Source organism: Roseobacter sp. HKCC-CH-9208 (assembly GCF_037805125.1).
Lineage (GTDB): Bacteria > Pseudomonadota > Alphaproteobacteria > Rhodobacterales > Rhodobacteraceae > M30B80.
This window is the reverse complement of sequence record NZ_JBBLYK010000001.1, coordinates 1,963,328-1,982,835: the sequence shown is the minus strand read 5'-3', so window position 1 is coordinate 1,982,835 and position 19,508 is coordinate 1,963,328. Positions and strand designations below refer to the sequence as shown.

Genomic DNA, 19,508 nt, shown 5'->3' with positions numbered 1-19,508 from the left:
TCAATTCCCGAAATGCAGCACGCAGATCAGGGTAAAGAGGCGGCGCGCGGTATCGGTATCAATCTCGGCTTTGCCTTCAAGCCGTTCTTGCAAAACGCGCGCACCCTCATTGTGAATGCCACGCCGCGCCATATCAATCGCCTCGATTTGGGCCGCAGGTAGCTTTTTCACGGCAGAATAATAGCTCTCACAAATCTGCCAGTAATCTTTGACCACCTGACGAAATGGCGACAGTGAAAGGTGGAATTCGGCGGCCAGTTCCGTCTCTTGGGTGGCAACAGAAAAGACCAGACGTTTGTCACGAATGGCCAAGGCCAAATGATAGGGCCCATCGGGCGGTGTGCGCCCATCCCGCGCAGGCAAAACAAAACTGTTTTCTTCGAGCAGATCAAAAATCGCTACGCGCCGTTCCTGCTCAATCTCAGGGGTTGGTGCAGGCATATTCGAGGTGTCAATCTGAATATCGGTAATGTGCATCGTCATTCACCATCCCCCTGATTGATCCGCGCAAGCCGTGCCAAAACGGATAGGCCATGTGCCTCAAGGCTTTCTGATTTCGCCAATGTTGCCGCCGCAGGGCCAATGGCCTGCAGGGCTGCGGGTGTCATTTGCGCCATGGTGGAGCGTTTCATGAAATCAAGCACCGATAGCCCGCTAGAGAACCGCGCAGAGCGCGCGGTCGGCAGCACATGGTTTGGCCCCCCGATGTAATCGCCAATCGCTTCGGGCGTCCACGCCCCCACAAAAATAGCCCCAGCATGGGTGATCTTATCGGCATAGGTTTCGGCCTCAGCCACGCAAAGCTCGAGATGTTCAGGCGCAATGCGGTTGGAGAGCGCAGCCGCTTCATCCAAATCACGCGCAACAATGATAGCGCCAAAATCACGCCAACTGGCCCCTGCGATGGCCCGCCGCTCTAGGGTTTCGAGGCGTTTATCTACAGCCTCCGCAACAGCGCGGCCAAATTCTGCATCATCCGTGATCAAAATGGATTGCGCGCTTTCGTCATGTTCCGCTTGCGACAGAAGATCCAGTGCGATCCAATCGGGGTCATTGTCACGATCTGCGATCACCAAAATCTCAGACGGGCCTGCGATCATGTCAATGCCGACCTTGCCAAAGACCCGCCGTTTTGCGGCTGCAACATAGGCATTGCCGGGCCCTGTGATCTTATCCACGGGCAGCACGGTTTCAGTGCCATAAGCCAAGGCTGCAATCGCCTGCGCACCACCCATGCGGTAAATGCGATGCACCCCCGCAAGACGCGCCGCCAAGAGAACAAGGGGGTTTACCTTACCATCGGGCGTCGGCACCACCATCGACAAATGACCAACCCCTGCAACGGCCGCGGGGATTGCATTCATCAAAACGGATGAGGGATAACTAGCTAGTCCGCCTGGCACATAAAGACCCGCGCGGGAGACAGGGCTCCACCGCCACCCAAGTTTGGCACCAAGTTCGTCCTGCCACGCAGCATCTTCGGGCAGTTGGCGGGCATGGTAGGCGCGTATGCGCGTGGCGGCCAATTCCAGTGCTGCGCGCTCGGCGGCGGGCACAGTGGCAATGGCCGCATCAATCTCGGCCTCGGAAAAGATCAACTGCTCGGGCGTCAGACGGACACGATCAAATTTTTCGCCAAAGGCAATCAAGGCTGCATCGCCATCACGGCGCACCTGCGCAATGATATCGGCAACCACCGCATCTACATCAGGGCTATCCTCGCGCTTCATCCCGAGAAGCGCTTCAAACGCCGCCTCAAAATCCGCCGTATCCGTGTTCAGAAAAATAGGCATACCCGTCTCCGTCAGAATAGGAGGGGCTTACCTTTTGTTGGCCGCGTGCTCAAGACGCGAAAGCGTCACGGGTGCGAGGGGGTTTTTCCTGAGGGGGCCTGATAGGGCCTGGTCACATCGCGCAGAGCAAGATTGATTGCCTCGACCTCAAGCACCAAGGCCCCATCGCCTGCAAAGGTCAGGGTGAGGCGCCCCATACCATCTTCGCCCGCCTGCCACTCGACCGAAAGCAATGATAAAACCACATCGCGCGCCTTCGGGCTGATGCCTTGCGCGACCATGCTCAGCACATCATCCACAATCAGCAAGCTGCGCACCCGCTCAGGCGGGCTGACGCGCGCGCCATTTTCCCAACGAAAGCGATTGAGCAGCAGAACCACCTGACGTTTGGCGCGCGTGTATTTGATATCAGCCACCGTAAGGACGGCATCTTGCGCAAGCGCAGACAGGATTTTCACATCCTCCGCATCTGCGGCGGCAAGCGCCAAAGGCGCTTCGAAACCATCCTCAAATCGGGCGTCAACCATGGTCTGCCACCCGTTCAATATGTGCGCCAAGGCCGCTGAGTTTTTCTTCAACCCGCTCATACCCGCGATCAAGGTGATAGACGCGGTTCACACGGGTTTCCCCTTCGGCTGCAAGCCCCGCGAGGATCAAACTGACCGAGGCGCGCAAGTCCGTGGCCATCACAGGCGCGCCGCGCAATTGTGCAACGCCGGTCACCTTAGCTGTTCCGCCATGCACATCAATTTTGGCCCCCATGCGGATCAATTCGGGCGCATGCATAAAGCGGTTCTCAAAGATGGTCTCTTCCAATGTGGCAACCCCGTCAGCGGTGCACATCAGCGCCATCATCTGTGCCTGCAAATCGGTTGGAAACCCTGGGAATGGGGCAGTGGTCACATCCACGGCCCGCACGCGGCCCGTTTTGTGGCTGACGCGCAAGCCGCGATCGGTTTCAACAATTTCGACCCCCGCCTCTTCCAACTTATCGGCCAAGGCCGCCACAATAGCACGGCTGCCGCCGATCAATTCTACGCTGCCGCCTGCAATCGCGGGGGCAATCATATAGGTGCCCAGTTCAATACGATCTGCGATGACACGATGCGTTGTTGCATGCAAACGATCCACGCCACGAATAACGATGGTGTCTGTGCCTGCACCTTCGATATCTGCGCCCATTCCTTGCAAACAATGCGCCAGCGCCACGGTGTCAGGCTCGCGCGCGGCATTGCGCAAAACGGTGGTGCCTTTGGCCAAAACCGCCGCGCAAAGCGCATTTTCCGTGGCACCCACGGAAACAAAGGGAAAGCTGATCTCAGCACCTTTGAGGCCATTTTTTGCCGTTGCGTGAACATAGCCTTCACGCAGATCAATTGTGGCCCCCAAAGCCTCAAGCGCGGTCAAATGCAAATCCACTTTGCGCGCACCAATTGCACAACCGCCCGGAAGCGAGACAACCGCCTCACCAAATCGGCCCACTAAGGGCCCAAGCACGTTGAAAGAAGCGCGCAGCTTGCGCACAATGTCGTAATGCGCGGTTAGATTGGTCACATCGGCAGACGAGATCATCATCGCGCGGCCATCTGCCAAACGGGCCACTTCGCAGCCCAGGCTTTCCAACAAGCTGCCCAGTGTCGCCACATCAGACAGGCGCGGCACATTGGTCAGCGTCAAAGGTTCATCCGATAAGAGGGCCGCACACATCAGCTTTAGGCAGGTGTTCTTCGCGCCCGCGATGGGAACCTCGCCCGAAAGCGGGCCATTTCCTTTAACAATGATACTGTCCACGGGTGCTGCCTCTTTTGCTTTGCTCAGGCCGCGTCAAGATGACGGGCCCGCGCCATTTTCGCCATCTTCCGCACGTCTTTTGCGGGCCTGCGCCTTGCGGCGGGCCAAATTGGCCTTAAGCGCTGCTTTCAACCGCTCCGTGCGAATGTCTTGCGCGCTTCTTTGACCAGAATTTGATCTTTTCTGCGGGTTTGATGGTTGCTTCATGCCGCCTCTCATAGCGAAGCGGACAATTCGCGTCTAGCGCGATGCAAATCGAAATTGGCAAAAATTGCCCATGTGCATCTGCACCCACCAAAAGGAATTAGGCCTTGGTGCAAATTTTCGCCTGCTTTGGTCTTGCATGGGTCTGCGATTGCGTCTAATCCACGCGCCACACGTGCGCTGCAGTAGCTCAGTGGTAGAGCACTCCCTTGGTAAGGGAGAGGTCGGGAGTTCAATCCTCCCCTGCAGCACCATAAAAACTCAATAAAATCAATAGATTATTCAATAATAGTGATCCTGTGTATCACGATGTTGTTGGGATTCTGTTAGGGATTTTATTATGTGGATGGCTAAACAGCTTCGTTTTTAAGCTGCCTAACTGTGCTGCGATCAGGCAAACTTCGCAATTATTGGATCGTGATCACTCAAGGCGTCTGCACTTACGACATCTATCTTGATTAATTTAGAGTACAGGCCCTCAGTCACAAACATATGGTCTAACTCCCAAGGGTAATCGCTTCTCGCATTGCGATGTGTTTGGACTGGTGTTGAACGGAACTTCCTCATGCAGTCGTGGAAGCCCATATCCTCAATAGCATTGAAGAAGTTATTGTGCGGATATGTGTCTTTGAGCGCAAATACTGAACCAGTTGGATTATCATCCATGCGCCGATCCATGTTGAAATCGCCAGCAATGAGTATTTCCTTAGCTGACCTATACCTCCGCAGGTAACTAACTGATGACGCAATCATGCCAAGTAGAGGCGGGTTCACTGGTTTGAAATCAAGATTTGCATACACGCAAATGAAATGTACGCCATTGGCCTCAGTAATTACCATGCCCATGCCATGATCACGACCAACCCTAATGTTTAGATGATCGCTATTTCTGGAATAGAATGCTGACCTATTGCTCTTTTTAGTTGTTGTTTGGATCGTAGCGGTGAGGCCTTGCGGAAGCGGACTGGCTTCTTGAGCAAGAACATAATCAGGGTTGTGAGTTTCAAGCAGCCACTCCCAACAACCTGATTTCCTCTTGTTCATATTCCAAGACACTATCTTCATTTACTCAACTTCGCTTTTGATCTGCTTGGTTTCTGGTATGGTTAGCTAAATACTCTCGTACAGGCTGAGCAACGGTATCCAACGTTATGTTGCGCTCAACACAGTAAGACTTTTGTAGCCATTCTATGAGAGGCAGTGCACCCTTGCTGCTGTTACAAGAGCCACACGCATACCCCACGGTTTCAATGTTGTTTCAAGGTGGCTCGTGATTGAAATGCTCTATCGTTGCAGAGTCTGATCTACGCTTGGTGTCAAACGGATAGATCATCTCTTTGTGGCAATACACGCATAGGCGATCACGTATTCGAAGTTTAGCTAATGCTTCTTCTGACAAACTATAAGGGTTAGGCATCCTAGCATACCAGCTCAGCAGAAGCGGCTCCTGCGAATGTGGCGGCTAAAAGCGTGGCGATTGCGGTTTGACTAATACGGATGTTCATCCAAGAATGAGAGCATCAAAGCTAACAAGCGTCAAGTTTTGTGAAATAAAGGATGTTCCATGCTACAATTAGTCGGAATAATCATAATTGGGTTAATATTATTTGGTTTGATTTATGCGTCATACATGTACAGGAAAGGATTCCGCAGCAAGGCGTGGGCAACAGGCCTTGGGATAATCGGAGTCTTCTTAGGCGTTGCACAAATTAATGGAAGTCACTTCTCGCTCCACAACAAAGATGCCGCTATTTTAAGCCTTGGAGGCTTCATCCCAAGTGCGGTTTTGCTTTTAATGGCTTGGAAATTTTTTACAAAAAAGTAATACGGCCTGTAATTGGTAAATTATGGATAAGACTGAAGCGAGATTAGTTTTATGACCGTCCAATGCACCGAATGCGGAACCTCTCTTAACGAAGGATATTCTAGATGTCCTGCTTGCGGACGAAAGCAAAAAAAGCCGCTACGTATTCCAAACTTATTTGATGCGCTTTTTGATCTTTCCTACGAAAGTCCGAAATTTTTTCTTAATATTATATGGATCTTGGCGTTTCTTTTAATTTTGTTTTTGCTTTCGTTTTTGTCAAAGCTCTTAAGATTTCTCGGCTTTTAGGAAGTTACCATCTTAGATAAGTAGTTCGGCGCTAATCTCTTGCGGCTAGAAGTGTCACGGTGAGCTCTATGGCTACGAAGCGCTTCATCACGTGGCTCCTGTTTCACCACAGCTTGGGCGCACAGGGTTGCTTGGTCAAGCTTTGAGGGGCTAAGGCGCTTTACAACTTCACACCGCACGACAACACTCCGCCATGCTAGGTAGTCTACCCTCATAACATGCCTCAAGTGCAGCTTAAGGGGTGTCGTAAGGACCATGCATGGACCATCTGTTCCTTTTGTCAGGATATTGAGAACCATGAAGCTGTTATCAAATCCATTTTTTGTTAGTAAAACTATTAGGATTTTGTTAGGCAACTTTTAGCTGAGACTACCCTTATCATAAATAAATTATTTATAAACAGACAGTTAACTTATTATCTGCGAACAGATGTAATTCCTTTGGTAAGGGAGAGGTCGGGAGTTCAATCCTCCCCTGCAGCACCATCAAAATCATATGATCACTAATACGACAAATGCTCTAGTTAGTGTGTGTAATTCAATTAGCTCTGAGCCTGCAAAAGTGCAGACTTTGCACACGATCAATAGAATGACTAGCTGATCAAAGTGATCCACAAACTTATAATTAATTTATATTATGTATATTTTTTTAAATAGTACTCACTGATAGCAGCAGAGTCGGAAAAGTCGTTCCCGTCATTCGCGTAGGATGTGTAGATTTCTATAGATTTATCAATAAGCGGTAGTCCGCCATTAATAGCCTGCATAAAGGCGGCAAGAGCGGTCATGTCTTTAGCTAACTGCCTTGCGTAAGCTTTAGGGGGATCAAAATCTTCAGAAACCATCTGCTTGTAGATCCGTTGCAAAATTTGAGAATCCGCCATTCCACCCGCTAATGCTTCTGGCAAAAGCTTGGGATCAATCTGCGCTGATCGCGCCAATGTCAAAACCTCTGCCATCAGTACATAATTCGTTCCAACAATCGCCTGATTTAAGGTTTTAGCAATTTGACCAGCACCCAATGGACCCAATAAAGTTGAGGTCTTTGTTAGAGCATCAAGTATCGGAATTACTCTTTCAAAATCGGCCTGCACACCGCCTAGCATCGCCGTTAAAGTTCCTGTCTCTGCTGGATCAGGACCTCCTGATACGGGCGCGTCAATCCAAGCAACTCCGTGTTCAGCCATTCTACCAGCAATTCTCACAGTGTCTTCGCGTGGCACAGTTGAAAAATCAATAATCAGGTCGGCGCCACCATCTGAGTTGGCAAAGCCGGTAGGACCAAAGCAACAGTTTTCAACTGCTTCAGTGTTAAGAACACACATTGCAAGGATATCACTGCACTCGCGCACTTCTGCTGGAGTGTCTGCCCAAATTGCTCCATGCGGCAGTACCTCTAAAGCCCGTTCCGGCTGTAAGTTCCATACAGTTACTTTAAAGCCACGCGACAGAAGGCGCCGCACCATCGGGGCGCCCATAATCCCAAGCCCGACAAATCCAATTTGAGGTAATTTCGAATGGTCTTTCATAATAGCTCCAGTTTTATTGAAAACGACACTTTACGGACATTCGAAAAGCGAACACGAGCTCGATAAATCATAGCTTAATCTAACCAAATTTGCTTAGCTTTCAGGATAAGAATCTTGGACTCAGCCAATTTATAGTCTCTCATATTGCAAACAAATTGCGACCTCAAAGAACTGATAGAGATATGCCCAGCCAAATAAGCAATTCAAACTTACCACTAACAGGATTGAGAATAATTGACCTGACACAGGTGATGGCTGGGCCATTCTGTTGCATGATGCTTGGAGATATGGGGGCAGATGTCATAAAAGTTGAGCCGCCAAAAGGTGATCAAACCCGAGCGGCAATGGGCTTTCGGATGAAAGGAAATGACAGTCCCGGTTTTTTTGCGTTGAACCGGAATAAAAAATCAGTTGTCTTAAATCTAAAGAGCTCTGGAGGCATGACCATGTTCATAGAGCTCGTTAAAACAGCCGACGTGCTGGTTGAAAACTATCGACCAGGTGTCACAAAGAGGCTGGGCATAGACTATCAATCTCTCAAACAAATTAACCCTAAACTGATTTATGCAAGCATATCTGGTTTTGGGCAGACTGGGCCTTGGTCTCAGCGTCCAGGTTTCGACCTTATGGCACAAGCTATGTCTGGCGTTATGAGCGCCATGGGGCACCCCGATATGGGACCAGTAAAGTCTGGCGTTTCTGTTGGCGATTTGGGAGCAGGCTTATTCTGCGTTTATGGCATTCTAAGCGCAGTAATTGGCCGCACAAAATCTGGTACGGGTCAATATATTGACGCTTCTCTTTTTGAGGCAGCGCTATCTCTATCGATCTGGGAAACCACCGAATTTTGGGCCACAGGCAAATCGCCCCAGCCACTCGGTACAGCAAATCGTATGAGCGCGCCCTATCAAGCATTCATGGCAAGCGATGGTATGTTTGTTGTAGGCGCTGCAAACCAAAAATTATGGGAGTTATTTTGTGATGTGATTAACCGCCCAGAAATAAAAGAAGATCCGCGCTTTATGACTAACATGGATCGGGTCGCTAACCGCAGCCAATTGGAAGCCGAACTCAAACCTATTTTCAGCGAACAGAATGTAGGGTTTTGGGTCACAAAGTTTTTAAACTACGGTGTTCCAGCGGGCCCAATTAACGACTTTGAGCAAGTGTTGAGTGCTGATCATACATTGGAACGCGACATGGTTCTGGAAATCAATCACCCCGTTGAAGGGCCAATAAAATCTTTGGGCTTCCCGGTAAAGTTGCAAGACACCCCACAACAAGTACGTTTACCTCCGCCTCTGCTGGGGGAGCATACTCATGAACTAGCAATTGAACTAGGATTAGATACTAACAAATTACGCGCAGAAGGAGCTTTTGAGTGAGTAGCGGTGAGGTACATATGCAAGTCGAGGGATCTATTGCTACAATTTGGTTTGATCGACCGGAAGCAATGAATTCGATGACTTGGAAGATGTACAATGACTTTGAAAAAATAAGTCTTCGTCTACAAACAATGTCAAAGCTAAGAGCGATAGTTTTACGTGGTGTGGGTGGTAAAGCCTTCGTCGCAGGTACGGACATACATCAATTCTCCGATTTTGATCGCAGTGAGCATGGCGTTGAGTATGAAAAAAAAATGGACCGAATACTCAATGAATTCGTGTCGATTCCGGCGCCTACTCTGGCAGTGATTGACGACCTGGCGATTGGTGGTGGCCTAAATATTGCAGCATCATGCGACTTGAGACTAGCTGCTACCGGCGCTCGGTTTGGTGTTCCGATATCTAGAACACTGGGAAACTGCCTCTCTATGCGCAACTATGCCAATATGATCAGTCTTATTGGCGAACCCGCTTCAAAACGAATGTTGTTTTTAGCAGAACTAATGACCGCCGAAGAGCTTGCCGGAACTGGGTTTCTAGCCCGCGTAGTCCCCCCACAGGAGGTGGACACTGCGAGCGATGAGTTGATTGAAAAGCTATGCTCCATGGCGCCCCTCACCATCACGGCAAGTAAAAAAGCACTTCAACGTTTAAGGACTGCAAATTTACCTAGCGGCGAGGACTTGATCGAGCTTTGTTATGGGAGTTCAGATTTTCAAGAAGGCGTTCAAGCTTTTAAGGCGAAAAGACGCCCTAATTGGACTGGGGAATGAGCTAATGCAGGTGATATCTGTCGTCTATTTCGAGCCCCAAATGTCCATGATCGGTGATTTCTCCAACACGATTTTAAACTCTACGGATATGATAGAGGACTTTTGAAAGTGAAGCATCCAATAAAACCAAGAATTGCTATTATTCCAGGAGATCCATCCGGTATTGGGCCTGAGCTTATCGCTAAATTATTACAAGAAACAGATGTAAAAGAAGCGGCGAATATCCTTCTTGTAGGTGATGCTCATATTTGGAAACAAGGCGCGAAGCAGGCCAGAAAAGATGTAGATCTAAATACAATACCCCGTTCAGAAATTTCCAGTTTTGAAGGAGTTGCACACCTCAATTTACAGACCTGTGAACCTGAAGAAATTGAAGTGGCCAATATTTGTTTGGCAAGCGGAAGATCTTCATTACGCAACCTGGAAAGCGCCCTAGATCTTGCTAAACGTGGTCTTATCGATGGTATTTTATTCGCACCGTTTAATAAGGCAGCGTTGACACTCGCAGGCATGGAAGAACAGGACGAGCATCAATTTATTGCCAAGTATATAGGGTTTTCTGGCCATCACTCTGAAATAAATGTCTTGGACGACATCATGACCACCAGGGTCACAAGCCACATAAGCTTGGGCGAAGTGGCCCGCAATATAAATGAGTTATCAATCAGCCGAGCCATTGATTTAGCCGCTGTAACTCTCAAACGCTTCGGAATTGAATACCCTCACATAGCGGTTGCAGCACTCAATCCCCATGCCGGAGACAACGGAAAATTTGGGCGCGAAGAGATTGATGTAATTGGGCCAGTAATTCAGAATTACCAACAAAGTCAGATGAAAGTCACTGGGCCTTGGCCCTCTGACACTGTGTTTTTAAAAGCGCAGAACCGCGAAGTGGATGCTGTGGTTACAATGTATCACGACCAAGGGCAAATCGCGATGAAATTGATGGGGTTTGAGCGTGGAGTAACCGTTGCAGGCGGTTTACCAATACCAATCGTCACCCCTGCGCACGGCACTGCTTTTGATATTGCCGGTAAAGGCGTCGCCTCTGTCAGCGCGACGCTTCAAGCTTTTCGTTTATTACTGCGCACAAGACACGTTAATGCAGTAATTTAATTATCTACAATAACCCAACTTTCTGCTGATTTATCTTTATCGGGAGCGAAATATGAAAATCATCGACGCTCATCATCACTTTTGGGATCCAGACTTAAATTACCATCCTTGGCTCCGCGACGAGCCCCAAATCCCATTTAGATATGGTGATTACTCCAGTATCCGCACAAGGTTTATGCATGAAGAATACGATTTAGTATCAGCAGATTGGGAGATTGTTGCAAATGTAACAATGGAGGGAGAATGGGATCCCGCGGACCCAACTGGTGAAGCAATTTGGATACAAAAAGTTGCAGATAGTACAGGAAAACCAGCCGCGCATGTCGCTCAAGCATGGTTGGACAAAAACGATTTAGATGAGGTTCTTTCTACTTTAGCCAATCTACCAATTGTCAAATCCGTACGCCATAAACCACGGTTCAATGCATCTCCAGGAGGACCACCGGGCGGTATGACAGACCCATATTTCAAAGCCGGTTACAAAGCCTTAGCAAAATCAAACCTGATGTTCGATTTACAGACCCCGTGGTGGCACTTGTGTGAAGTAAAATCGATGGCAGATATGGCTCCAGAAGTGCCAATTATACTCAATCACACTGGACTTCCTTCTGATAGATCCGCCGAGGGTTTGGCTGGGTGGTACGAAGCGCTAAAAGATTTTGCGCAAATTCCCCAAACATTTATCAAAATTTCAGGATTAGGTGTTCCAGGAAAGCCTTGGTCCCTAGCGGACAATCGCGACATCATCAGAAGGGCAATTGATATTTTCTCGCCTGACAGATCTATGTTTGCGTCAAACTTCCCGGTGGACGGCTTGTGCGGAGATTTCAACACTATTTTTTCAGGGTTTGACACCGCTACCAATGACTATTCAAACGAGGAGAGACAGTCATTGTTTAGCGGCACTGCATCGGAAGTATACGGGATCAAGATTTTATAATTTTTAAGATACAAAATTTATAATCATTTGGTCAATAATTCTGAGATCAGTTGAGGCTCAGCTCGATACTCCCACTTCAATGAAAACCTATCCATAACCTGCGATAGCTTTGCTTCCTCCTCATCAATATTACTATTCAAACAAACAATTAGACCAAATTTTATATCATCGCGCACTGATACAACACGGGCCGCAAAACCCGCCTCAGCAAGGTTTGCGTCTAATACGCGAGCAATCGCGAGTTTGCGTAAAGCAGGCTTAAAGGTTTTACCTACGGCAGTTTTCGGTAATTCAGGTAAAATTTCGACATATTTGGGCGCTGCAGCACGTTCGGTAACATGGATGCGGGCATGTTCCATTAAGGCATCCACGGTCACATCTGCCCCTTCAACTAATTCCACATAGGCGCAGGGCAGTTCGCCGGCGATTGGATCAGGCTGGCCAATGGCCGCTGCCATTGCCACTGACGGATGAGTGGCCAAAGCCTCCTCAATAATTGCAGGATCGATGTTGTGACCACCGCGATTAATCAAATCCTTCGCCCTGCCAGTGATCCAGAGATACCCGTCCGCATCAAACCGCCCCAAATCGCCCGTGCGCAAATATTGGCCCTCATACATTTGCGCCGCCGATTTTGTAGCGTCTTTGTAAATACCCTGCTCCGTCACGCCGGGGCTTGCCACGCAAATTTCGCCGATCTCATCAATGGCACATTCTGTGAGGCCTTCGGGCGTATCTTTGAGGATGATCACGTTACAATGCGGAAAGGGGATGCCAACAGACCCAACCTTTTTCTCACCTTCAACTGGGTTACAGGAGACAAGACAAGTGGCCTCGGTCAGGCCATATCCTTCGACAAGGCTGACGCCCGTTGCGCCCTCAAACCGGCGAAACAATTCCAATGGCAGGGGAGCTGATCCTGAGAAAGCGGTTTTCACAGAGGAGATATCCGCATCTACAGGCCGTTGCATCAACACCGCAAGCGCGGTTGGCACCGTGATCAAGAATGTGACCTGCCAGCGTTCGACCAATTTCCAGAAATTATCGAACACCCCTGCTCCGCGATATCCTTGCGGGGTCGGAAAGACCGTATGGGCGCCTGAACACAGTCCCCCCATAAGGATCACATGGCTTGCAAAAACATGAAACAGCGGCAGCGGGCAGAGCACCGTATCGGTTTCTGTAAACAACAGACTGTGACCTACCCAACCATTATAGATGATGCCCGAATAGCTGTGCTGCGCCACTTTGGGCATGCCGGTTGTGCCGCCTGTATGAAAACAGGCAGCGATACGATCTCTCCCCTGATCTGGGTGGCGCAACAGATCAGCCGTCTCGCCCGCCATTTCCGCGCGCAACGACAACACGCAGGCCTGATGCGTGACCTTTACCTTGGGCCGCAGCAAGGGCGCGATCACCCGCTTGATCCCCGTCAGATAGCGCAGAAGATCAACTTCCAATACAGTTTCAACTTCGGGGGCCATGGCCACGGCGGCGGTCTTTTGTGCAAGATCCGTCTTGGGAAATGGCGCCAAAGTGACCACAAGCCGCGCTTTCGTTTCGCGCAAGATGCTTGCGATTTGATCAGGCTCAAGCAGCGGGTTTATGGGCACCACAACGCCCGCAACCATCCCCGCCAGAAGGGTCAAGACTGTTTCGGTGCTATTGGGCAGCACAAAGGCAACCGCATCCTCTGGGCCAATGCCAAGCCGTGCAAACAGATTGGCCAGTTGGGTCACCTCCGCCCTGAGGCTTTGCCAATCCAATGTCTCTGCTTTTGCGTCAGGATCTGAAAACAGTTGAAAGGTAACCGCCGGGCGCGCGGGATGGCGCGCTGCAACGTCAGTCAGCAATTCATAAATGCTTTGCGCAGGCGCGGCCGCAGGCCACGGGTGATCTGTCTCAATTTTGCGCACATCTTGATTATTCGCAAAAGGCAGCATGGCCTTGCCTCCCCCATCATTCTCCCAAATGGTCCTGCGGTCACGATGCACGCGGTCGCACGGCAGGCTTTGCGTGAGAATGAAGAGAAAAGCGCGTTTTCGCAAGCACGCTGTGATTATTCAGCAGCGATTCCATCGGTAAATTGCAACCGTGCCAGACGTGCATAAAGTCCGCCTTCCGCGACAAGCGCATCATGGCTGCCTTCGGCAACAATCTGCCCCGCATCAAAGACCAAAATGCGGTCGGCCTTTTTCACCGTTGCCAGACGATGCGCAACAATCAAGGTCGTGCGCTCGGCACTGAGATCTGCGACCGCGCGCTGCACCAATCGCTCACTTTCAGCGTCAAGCGCACTGGTCGCTTCGTCTAACAGCAGGATCGGCGCATCGCGCAAAATGGCGCGGGCGATGGCAATACGCTGTTTCTGCCCCCCAGACAGCATAATCCCCCGCTCGCCCACATAGCTGTCATAGCCTTCGGGCAAAGCCGCAAGGAACTCATGCGCGGCGGCGGCGCGGGCGGCGGCCTCGACCTCAGCATCGGTGGCGTCAGGACGGCCAAAGCGAATATTGTCACGCGCAGAGGCCGCGAAAATCACAGGGTCTTGCGGCACCAGCGCCATAGCCGCGCGGAACCCCTCACGGCGCATATCGCGCAGATTGACCCCATCAAGGGTGATCTTGCCTTTTTGCGGATCATAGAAGCGTTGCAGCAATTGGAAGATCGTGGATTTACCTGCGCCTGATGGCCCGACAAGCGCCACTGTCTCACCCGATTTAATGGTGAAGCTCACATCTTTGAGCGCCGCAGTTTCTGAGCGGGTCGGATAGGCAAAACCCACGCCGTCAAACACGATATCGCCCTTGCCCGCATGTGCCAGGGACACAGGGCGGACGGGGTCGGTGACTGCGTCCTCAGCGTAGACAAGTTCTACCAACCGCTCGGTCGCACCAGCGGCGCGCTGCAATTCGCCCCAAATCTCAGACAGCGCACCCACCGCGCCTGCGACCATAATTGCATAGATCAAAAACTGGATCAGCGCGCCGATGCTCATTGCGTCTGCGCGAACATCCCGCGCTCCCACCCAAAGTACCCCCACAATCCCCGCAAAAACTAGGAATATCACAATCACTGTCATAAAGGCACGGGTTGAAATGCGGCGCTTGGCACTGTTGAAACTGGCCTCTGTAACGTTGGAAAAATCATTGGAAGAGGCTCGCTCATGAGTAAAGGCCTGCACAGTTTGAGCGGCCAAAAGCGCCTCAGATGCTGCGCCAGAACTTTGCGCAATCCAATCTTGGTTTTCACGCGACAACACGCGCAGCTTGCGCCCCAAAACCACAATCGGGACGATAATCGCAGGCACAAGCAACAAAACCATCCCCGTCAGCTTGGGCGATGTGACAACCATCATCACCAAGCCGCCCATTAAAATCAGCGCATTGCGAAGGGCTACAGACACCGAAGAAGAAATCACACTGAGCAAAAGCGTAGTGTCCGTGGTGATACGGCTAAGCACCTCACCCGTCATGACCTTCTCATAAAAACTTGGGCTCATCGAGATCATGCGGAAAAACACTGCCTTGCGAATATCGGCAATCACACGCTCACCCAATCGTGTCACAAGGTAATAACGCGCGCCCGTGCCTAGGGCTAAAAGGCCCGCGATCCCCAAGGCAGCAAGAAAATAGCTGTCCAAGAGGGCGGCGGTGTTTGTCTCAAACCCATCTACGACACGGCGCACGGCCAAGGGCATAATCAGCGCCACAAGCGCCGTGGTCACAAGCGCCAAACCCGCCCCGATGATCCAGACACGATACGGCACGAGAAAGGGCACAAGCGCACGCAGCGATCCAATCTTTTTGGAGCGCGCACGCTCCTCCGTGGCATTGGCGGCCTTTGCAGGCGGTGCTGCCTTAGCGGCATCGGTTTGGCTGGTCATGGTCGCGTTTATCCTCAATCTGTGAAAGTGGGATAAAGCGGCACGGCTCATCAAACAAGCCCCGCGTGGCGCGACTTAATGCGCGCAGAAATGAAATCAGGGACGCGGCCCGCGATATTTGGCAACAAATTCCGCCGCAGGCATTGCGCGGAAATCAGGTAATGCGCGGCGCAGACGGGCATGATCCCAGTCCCACCACGCCAAATCCATGAGATCTTGCGCGACCTCATCGGCAAAGCGCATGCGCAAGGGCTTTGCGGGCGTGCCTGCCACAATCATAAAATCTGGCACATCCTTGGTCACCACAGCGCCTGCGGCAACAATCGCGCCGATGCCCACGCGGATTTCGGGTTTGATAATCGCACCATGACCGATCCAACAATCGGCCCCAAGGCTAAGACGGCGCGCCGCACGCGCGGCAAAAAATGCAGCATCGTCTGACGCGTCATCGAAATAGAGCTCAGAGCGATAGAGGAAATGATGTTGCGCCGCATTGCGCATCGGGTGATCGGTTGGCCCGATCCGTGTCATCGCGGCAATGTTCGAAAATTTGCCGATATCGGCATTGGCAATATCGGCCATACGGTCACAATAGGCGTAGTCCCCGAAAGCCGAGTTCAGAACGCGCGAGAACGCCCCCACCTCGCAATAAGCCCCGAAGGTAGAATTGGCGATTTCGCAGCCTTGATGGATCAGGGGCGTATCGGCTGTCAGTTTTTTTGCGTCACTCATGTTGGCCTATCACTTGCCTGAGCCATCGCCTTTGATCAGGCGCGCCCGTATACGACCAGAAACCGCATCCATTGCAACCACCATCAGCACGATCAAGGTTATATAATAAGTGACCTTTTCCCAATCTGCCGTGGTCTGGATGGCTTGGGTCAGCAATAGACCGATGCCCCCGCCCACAATCGCGCCCACAATCGTGGCCGAGCGCGTGTTCGATTCAAAGAAATACAACACCTGACTGAGCAAAATGGGCATGACCTGCGGCAAGACGCCGAAACGATTGCGCTGCACTGCATTCGCGCCTGTCGATGCCAGCCCCTCAATCTGCTTTTCATCGACATTTTCAAGGGCCTCGGAAAACAGTTTGCCAAAGCTGCCCGTATCTGTCAGCAAAATAGCCAAGGCCCCTGTCATCGGCCCTGGCCCAAAGGCCCGCGATAGGATGATGGTAAAGATCAGCGCATCCAAGCCACGCACAAAATCAAACAGGCGGCGGATGACAAACCGCACCGCTTTGGACGGAGCGAAATTTGTTGCCGCAAAAAACGCCAAAGGCAGCGCAATCATTGCCGCGCCAAATGTGCCCAGAAAGGCCATCAGGATCGTTTCCCCCAAAGCCCAAAAAACATCCCCATGCCGCCAGATTGAATTGTTCCAGACATTCGACAGCATCAGACCAAAATTGGAATGCGCGGGGTCAATTTGCGCGCCGCGGGTGATGGTCGCGAAAACCTCGCCCGCGCTCATGCCTGAATAGGGGCTGGCCAGATCGAAAAAGAACATCTCCCATCCCGCGAAATAGCGCATGGTTTCGGTGCGGTTGCGGGTGACAGACAGCCGCCCACCTTCGGTCGCAATCGAGACGCGATTGCCAGAGGCATTGATGAAATCAGGAACCGCCTCGGCGGATAGGCGCAAATCAACCCCATTTGCGGTATCAATGACAATGTCGCCAAATTCAGGATGGTGATAGGTGATCAGCGACCCAGCATAGGTCACGCGATGCCCATGGCGCAGTTCGATTTCGGCTGTGTGGCTTGCCACTTCGGCCCAAGCGGGGATTTGATCAGGCGCATAGGTGGCACGGCGTGAACCTTCAATGGCGACCGTGATCTCGCCTGAGCGATTATCGCGCGTGACATGGGTTTTATAGCTGACCGCATCCGACACCAACACCGCCGCATTATCCATCCGCGCCCGTTCTGCCAGACCCAGAATGTCAAAGGCAAAAAAGACATAGACCGCATAGGCAAAGATCACCGCTGGGATCGCAAAACCAAATAGTTTCTTGCGCCCAATGCGGCGGATTTCGGAGGCACGCAAAGCCGCAACATCTTGGGTAGCCATGACCATATCAGAACGTCCCCTTGGTCAAATAATTGCGCAGGCTGCTTGAGAGCTGATCAACCGCGACAATGGTCAAAAACAGGATCATGAAAACGGCGGCGGCCTGATCGAACTTGCCCTGCCCGAACGTCAGCGCGTTTTTCAGCTCGTAGCCAATGCCACCCGCGCCCACAAAACCAAGGATGGCTGACGCGCGGATATTGATCTCAAAGCGCAGCAACCCATAGCTGAGGTAATTGGGCAAAACCTGTGGGATGACACCCAACCAAATCCGTTGACCCCAATTTGCACCGACAGACTGCAACCCTTCGACAGGTTTCATGTCCGTGTTTTCAGTCACCTCAGAAAACAATTTGCCCATGGCACCCATCGTATGCAGCGCAATGGCAATCATTGCAGGCACAGGGCCACCGCCCATGATGAAAATCAGCACCAATGCCACCACAACCTCAGGGATCGCGCGCAAGATGTCGGTGATACGGCGAAAGAACGGGATCAGACGCGGCCAATAGGCCAGCCCGCGCGTGCCCAAGAGCGAGAACACCACCCCACCCGCGCAGCCAAGCAAAGTCGCGACCGCCGCAATGTTAAGCGTCTCAATCAAAGCAGGCAGTGCATCCACCATATGGCCAGGCAGGTTTGCTGCTTTTTCAATCGCCTCAGAAATCAGATCAGCAGGGAAATCAAAAAGGCGATGTAGGCCTTCCAAGAAACCACCTGCATTGCGATCTTCTGCAATAGAGAATCCAGAAATCAACATCACCGCAAAGATCAAAATGAGTAGACCTGAATAGAGACGGCGGCGCTGCGTCATCTGCAGATAATCTTCGCGCACTGTTTCACGTCTTTCCCGATCGATCTGGGATGAGGTGATATCGGTCATGGTCAACCTTTCTTGAAGATGGGGGCGCGCAAATCTGCGCACCCCCCAATGTCATGCACCAGTGTGCAACAAGGGCTTAGTTACCTTGTGCCAAACGCACAGCGATGATGGTCTCATAGGCTTCGTGGCTGATGGGTGCGAAACCTGCGGTTTCACCTGCCGCCACGCCATAAGCGCAGGCCTCATCTGTTTCGTGCAGATTGGCCAAAAGTTCGGTTACAGTCGCCTTTACATCGTCAGGCAGCGATTGACGCAGAACGACAGGGCCTTCTGGAATTGGCTTAGAGCGCCAGATTTCAACCAAGTCGTTCATATCAACCAGACCTGCATCAACCGCGCGGCGCAATGCGCCCGAGTTGTAGCCGTCTTCCCAGTTGCCCAAACCATCGGCCCAAGTCACGCCTGCATCAATATCGCCATTGTTTACGGCGATGATTGTCTGCTCGTGACCGCCTGTGAATACAACATCACCAAAGAAATCGCCTGGCTCCATCGAGTAACCCAACTGTGGGATCTCAACCGAAGGGATCAAGAAACCAGAGGTCGAGTTTGGATCACCAAAGCCAAAGGTTTTGCCTTCAAGATTGGCCAAATCGGCAATGCCGCTGTCAACGCGGGCAAAGCCGATGGAATGATACGAGAAAGAGCCATCCAAATTGGTCTTAACCAAGACAGGCTCGACCGCGTTTTCATCTGCGATATAGGTCGCGGCATAGGAAGACGCTCCCAACCATGCGAAATCAAGCGTGCCGCCAAGCAAGCCTTGGATCACGCCGTTGTAATCTGCAGGGGTGAACAAACGGGTTGGAACGCCGAGGGCCTCTTCAACATAGGCGCGGAAGCATTCGTTATTTGCCAAACGGTCTTGCGCGTTTTCACCGCCCAAAAGGCCGATATTGAATTCTGTGATTTCTTGCGCCGCCGCAGGCCCAGCAAGGGCTGTTGTCACTGCGAGGAGGGTTGCCAGTTTCTTCATGAGAAGTCTCCGTGAGATGAGATGTCCGAACAGATGGACTGGGG

Annotated in this window: 18 protein-coding genes and 1 tRNA gene; 6 read left to right on the top strand and 13 right to left on the bottom strand. The window is 51.4% G+C overall.

Features of this window, described 5'->3' with window-relative positions:
* The 5 genes from AAC621_RS09960 to AAC621_RS09940 form a co-directional block, all read right to left on the bottom strand.
* Entirely contained in the window at positions 1-483 is a 483-nt protein-coding gene (locus AAC621_RS09960; RefSeq protein WP_317655415.1) for a UPF0262 family protein, read from the bottom strand.
* Entirely contained in the window at positions 480-1,793 is a 1,314-nt protein-coding gene (gene hisD, locus AAC621_RS09955; protein ID WP_340255063.1) for a histidinol dehydrogenase, read from the bottom strand. Before hisD ends, AAC621_RS09960 begins: the two co-directional genes overlap by 4 nt.
* A gap of 65 nt (positions 1,794-1,858) precedes the next feature.
* Positions 1,859-2,320 (bottom strand): DUF2948 family protein, encoded by a 462-nt coding sequence (locus tag AAC621_RS09950; RefSeq protein WP_340255060.1) that lies wholly within the window; start codon positions 2,318-2,320, stop codon positions 1,859-1,861.
* Positions 2,313-3,584: a UDP-N-acetylglucosamine 1-carboxyvinyltransferase gene (gene murA, locus AAC621_RS09945; RefSeq protein WP_340245242.1), complete on the bottom strand. Its 1,272-nt coding sequence runs from the start codon at positions 3,582-3,584 to the stop codon at positions 2,313-2,315. Before murA ends, AAC621_RS09950 begins: the two co-directional genes overlap by 8 nt.
* Positions 3,585-3,617: 33 nt before the next feature.
* Entirely contained in the window at positions 3,618-3,791 is a 174-nt protein-coding gene (locus AAC621_RS09940; protein ID WP_317655419.1) for a hypothetical protein, read from the bottom strand.
* Between the two features lie 176 nt (positions 3,792-3,967).
* On the opposite strand from AAC621_RS09940, the gene AAC621_RS09935 reads away from it, so the two are divergent.
* Positions 3,968-4,042: transfer RNA gene (locus AAC621_RS09935), tRNA-Thr, on the top strand.
* Positions 4,043-4,178: 136 nt separating this feature from the next.
* On the opposite strand, the gene AAC621_RS09930 is transcribed toward AAC621_RS09935, so the two are convergent.
* On the bottom strand, positions 4,179-4,853 hold the full coding sequence (locus tag AAC621_RS09930) for an endonuclease/exonuclease/phosphatase family protein (RefSeq protein ID WP_340255057.1): 675 nt from the start codon (positions 4,851-4,853) through the stop codon (positions 4,179-4,181).
* Between the two features lie 499 nt (positions 4,854-5,352).
* Here AAC621_RS09930 and AAC621_RS09925 point away from each other — a divergent pair, with 499 nt between their 5' ends.
* Positions 5,353-5,613 carry a hypothetical protein gene (locus AAC621_RS09925; protein WP_340255053.1) on the top strand — a complete coding sequence of 87 codons (261 nt, stop codon included), beginning with the start codon at positions 5,353-5,355 and terminating at the stop codon, positions 5,611-5,613.
* Positions 5,614-6,535: 922 nt separating this feature from the next.
* On the opposite strand, the gene AAC621_RS09920 is transcribed toward AAC621_RS09925, so the two are convergent.
* On the bottom strand, positions 6,536-7,429 hold the full coding sequence (locus tag AAC621_RS09920; RefSeq protein ID WP_340255050.1) for an NAD(P)-dependent oxidoreductase: 894 nt from the start codon (positions 7,427-7,429) through the stop codon (positions 6,536-6,538).
* Between the two features lie 182 nt (positions 7,430-7,611).
* Between AAC621_RS09920 and AAC621_RS09915 the strand changes: the two genes are divergently transcribed.
* The 4 genes from AAC621_RS09915 to AAC621_RS09900 all read left to right on the top strand — a co-directional run bounded on the left by AAC621_RS09915 (position 7,612) and on the right by AAC621_RS09900 (position 11,643).
* Positions 7,612-8,814 carry a CaiB/BaiF CoA transferase family protein gene (locus tag AAC621_RS09915; protein ID WP_340255047.1) on the top strand — a complete coding sequence of 401 codons (1,203 nt, stop codon included), beginning with the start codon at positions 7,612-7,614 and terminating at the stop codon, positions 8,812-8,814.
* The gene (locus AAC621_RS09910; RefSeq protein ID WP_340255045.1) at positions 8,811-9,587 is read left to right on the top strand and encodes an enoyl-CoA hydratase; all 777 of its coding nucleotides are present in this window, start codon (positions 8,811-8,813) and stop codon (positions 9,585-9,587) included. The genes AAC621_RS09915 and AAC621_RS09910 overlap by 4 nt, the downstream gene beginning before the upstream one ends.
* A gap of 108 nt (positions 9,588-9,695) precedes the next feature.
* Positions 9,696-10,703 carry a 4-hydroxythreonine-4-phosphate dehydrogenase PdxA gene (locus tag AAC621_RS09905; protein WP_340255042.1) on the top strand — a complete coding sequence of 336 codons (1,008 nt, stop codon included), beginning with the start codon at positions 9,696-9,698 and terminating at the stop codon, positions 10,701-10,703.
* Between the two features lie 52 nt (positions 10,704-10,755).
* Positions 10,756-11,643 (top strand): amidohydrolase family protein, encoded by an 888-nt coding sequence (locus AAC621_RS09900; protein WP_340255040.1) that lies wholly within the window; start codon positions 10,756-10,758, stop codon positions 11,641-11,643.
* A gap of 23 nt (positions 11,644-11,666) precedes the next feature.
* Here AAC621_RS09900 and AAC621_RS09895 read toward each other — a convergent pair whose 3' ends face one another.
* The 6 genes from AAC621_RS09895 to phnD form a co-directional block, all read right to left on the bottom strand.
* The gene (locus tag AAC621_RS09895) at positions 11,667-13,586 is read right to left on the bottom strand and encodes an acyl-CoA synthetase (protein ID WP_340255037.1); all 1,920 of its coding nucleotides are present in this window, start codon (positions 13,584-13,586) and stop codon (positions 11,667-11,669) included.
* A gap of 116 nt (positions 13,587-13,702) precedes the next feature.
* The gene (locus AAC621_RS09890; RefSeq protein WP_340255034.1) at positions 13,703-15,529 is read right to left on the bottom strand and encodes an ABC transporter transmembrane domain-containing protein; all 1,827 of its coding nucleotides are present in this window, start codon (positions 15,527-15,529) and stop codon (positions 13,703-13,705) included.
* Between the two features lie 96 nt (positions 15,530-15,625).
* The gene (locus AAC621_RS09885; protein ID WP_340255031.1) at positions 15,626-16,261 is read right to left on the bottom strand and encodes a chloramphenicol acetyltransferase; all 636 of its coding nucleotides are present in this window, start codon (positions 16,259-16,261) and stop codon (positions 15,626-15,628) included.
* Positions 16,262-16,270: 9 nt separating this feature from the next.
* On the bottom strand, positions 16,271-17,605 hold the full coding sequence (gene phnE, locus AAC621_RS09880; protein WP_445322521.1) for a phosphonate ABC transporter, permease protein PhnE: 1,335 nt from the start codon (positions 17,603-17,605) through the stop codon (positions 16,271-16,273).
* A gap of 7 nt (positions 17,606-17,612) precedes the next feature.
* Entirely contained in the window at positions 17,613-18,488 is an 876-nt protein-coding gene (gene phnE, locus AAC621_RS09875; RefSeq protein WP_340255025.1) for a phosphonate ABC transporter, permease protein PhnE, read from the bottom strand.
* A 76-nt stretch (positions 18,489-18,564) separates the two neighbouring features.
* Positions 18,565-19,464, bottom strand: coding sequence for a phosphonate ABC transporter substrate-binding protein (phnD, locus tag AAC621_RS09870; protein ID WP_340255022.1), 900 nt, complete (start codon positions 19,462-19,464; stop codon positions 18,565-18,567).
* Positions 19,465-19,508: the final 44 nt, after the last annotated feature.

What these genes read in the sequence shown, in the direction of transcription:
- AAC621_RS09960 (WP_317655415.1), bottom strand. Translation starts at nt 483, where the DNA reads ATGACGATGCACATTACCGATATTCAGATTGACACCTCGAATATGCCT.
- hisD (WP_340255063.1), bottom strand. Translation starts at nt 1,793, where the DNA reads ATGCCTATTTTTCTGAACACGGATACGGCGGATTTTGAGGCGGCGTTT.
- AAC621_RS09950 (WP_340255060.1), bottom strand. Translation starts at nt 2,320, where the DNA reads ATGGTTGACGCCCGATTTGAGGATGGTTTCGAAGCGCCTTTGGCGCTT.
- AAC621_RS09940 (WP_317655419.1), bottom strand. Translation starts at nt 3,791, where the DNA reads ATGAAGCAACCATCAAACCCGCAGAAAAGATCAAATTCTGGTCAAAGA.
- AAC621_RS09930 (WP_340255057.1), bottom strand. Translation starts at nt 4,853, where the DNA reads ATGAAGATAGTGTCTTGGAATATGAACAAGAGGAAATCAGGTTGTTGG.
- AAC621_RS09925 (WP_340255053.1), top strand. Translation starts at nt 5,353, where the DNA reads ATGCTACAATTAGTCGGAATAATCATAATTGGGTTAATATTATTTGGT.
- AAC621_RS09920 (WP_340255050.1), bottom strand. Translation starts at nt 7,429, where the DNA reads ATGAAAGACCATTCGAAATTACCTCAAATTGGATTTGTCGGGCTTGGG.
- AAC621_RS09915 (WP_340255047.1), top strand. Translation starts at nt 7,612, where the DNA reads ATGCCCAGCCAAATAAGCAATTCAAACTTACCACTAACAGGATTGAGA.
- AAC621_RS09900 (WP_340255040.1), top strand. Translation starts at nt 10,756, where the DNA reads ATGAAAATCATCGACGCTCATCATCACTTTTGGGATCCAGACTTAAAT.
- AAC621_RS09895 (WP_340255037.1), bottom strand. Translation starts at nt 13,586, where the DNA reads ATGCTGCCTTTTGCGAATAATCAAGATGTGCGCAAAATTGAGACAGAT.
- AAC621_RS09890 (WP_340255034.1), bottom strand. Translation starts at nt 15,529, where the DNA reads ATGACCAGCCAAACCGATGCCGCTAAGGCAGCACCGCCTGCAAAGGCC.
- AAC621_RS09885 (WP_340255031.1), bottom strand. Translation starts at nt 16,261, where the DNA reads ATGAGTGACGCAAAAAAACTGACAGCCGATACGCCCCTGATCCATCAA.
- phnE (WP_445322521.1), bottom strand. Translation starts at nt 17,605, where the DNA reads ATGGCTACCCAAGATGTTGCGGCTTTGCGTGCCTCCGAAATCCGCCGC.
- phnE (WP_340255025.1), bottom strand. Translation starts at nt 18,488, where the DNA reads ATGACCGATATCACCTCATCCCAGATCGATCGGGAAAGACGTGAAACA.
- phnD (WP_340255022.1), bottom strand. Translation starts at nt 19,464, where the DNA reads ATGAAGAAACTGGCAACCCTCCTCGCAGTGACAACAGCCCTTGCTGGG.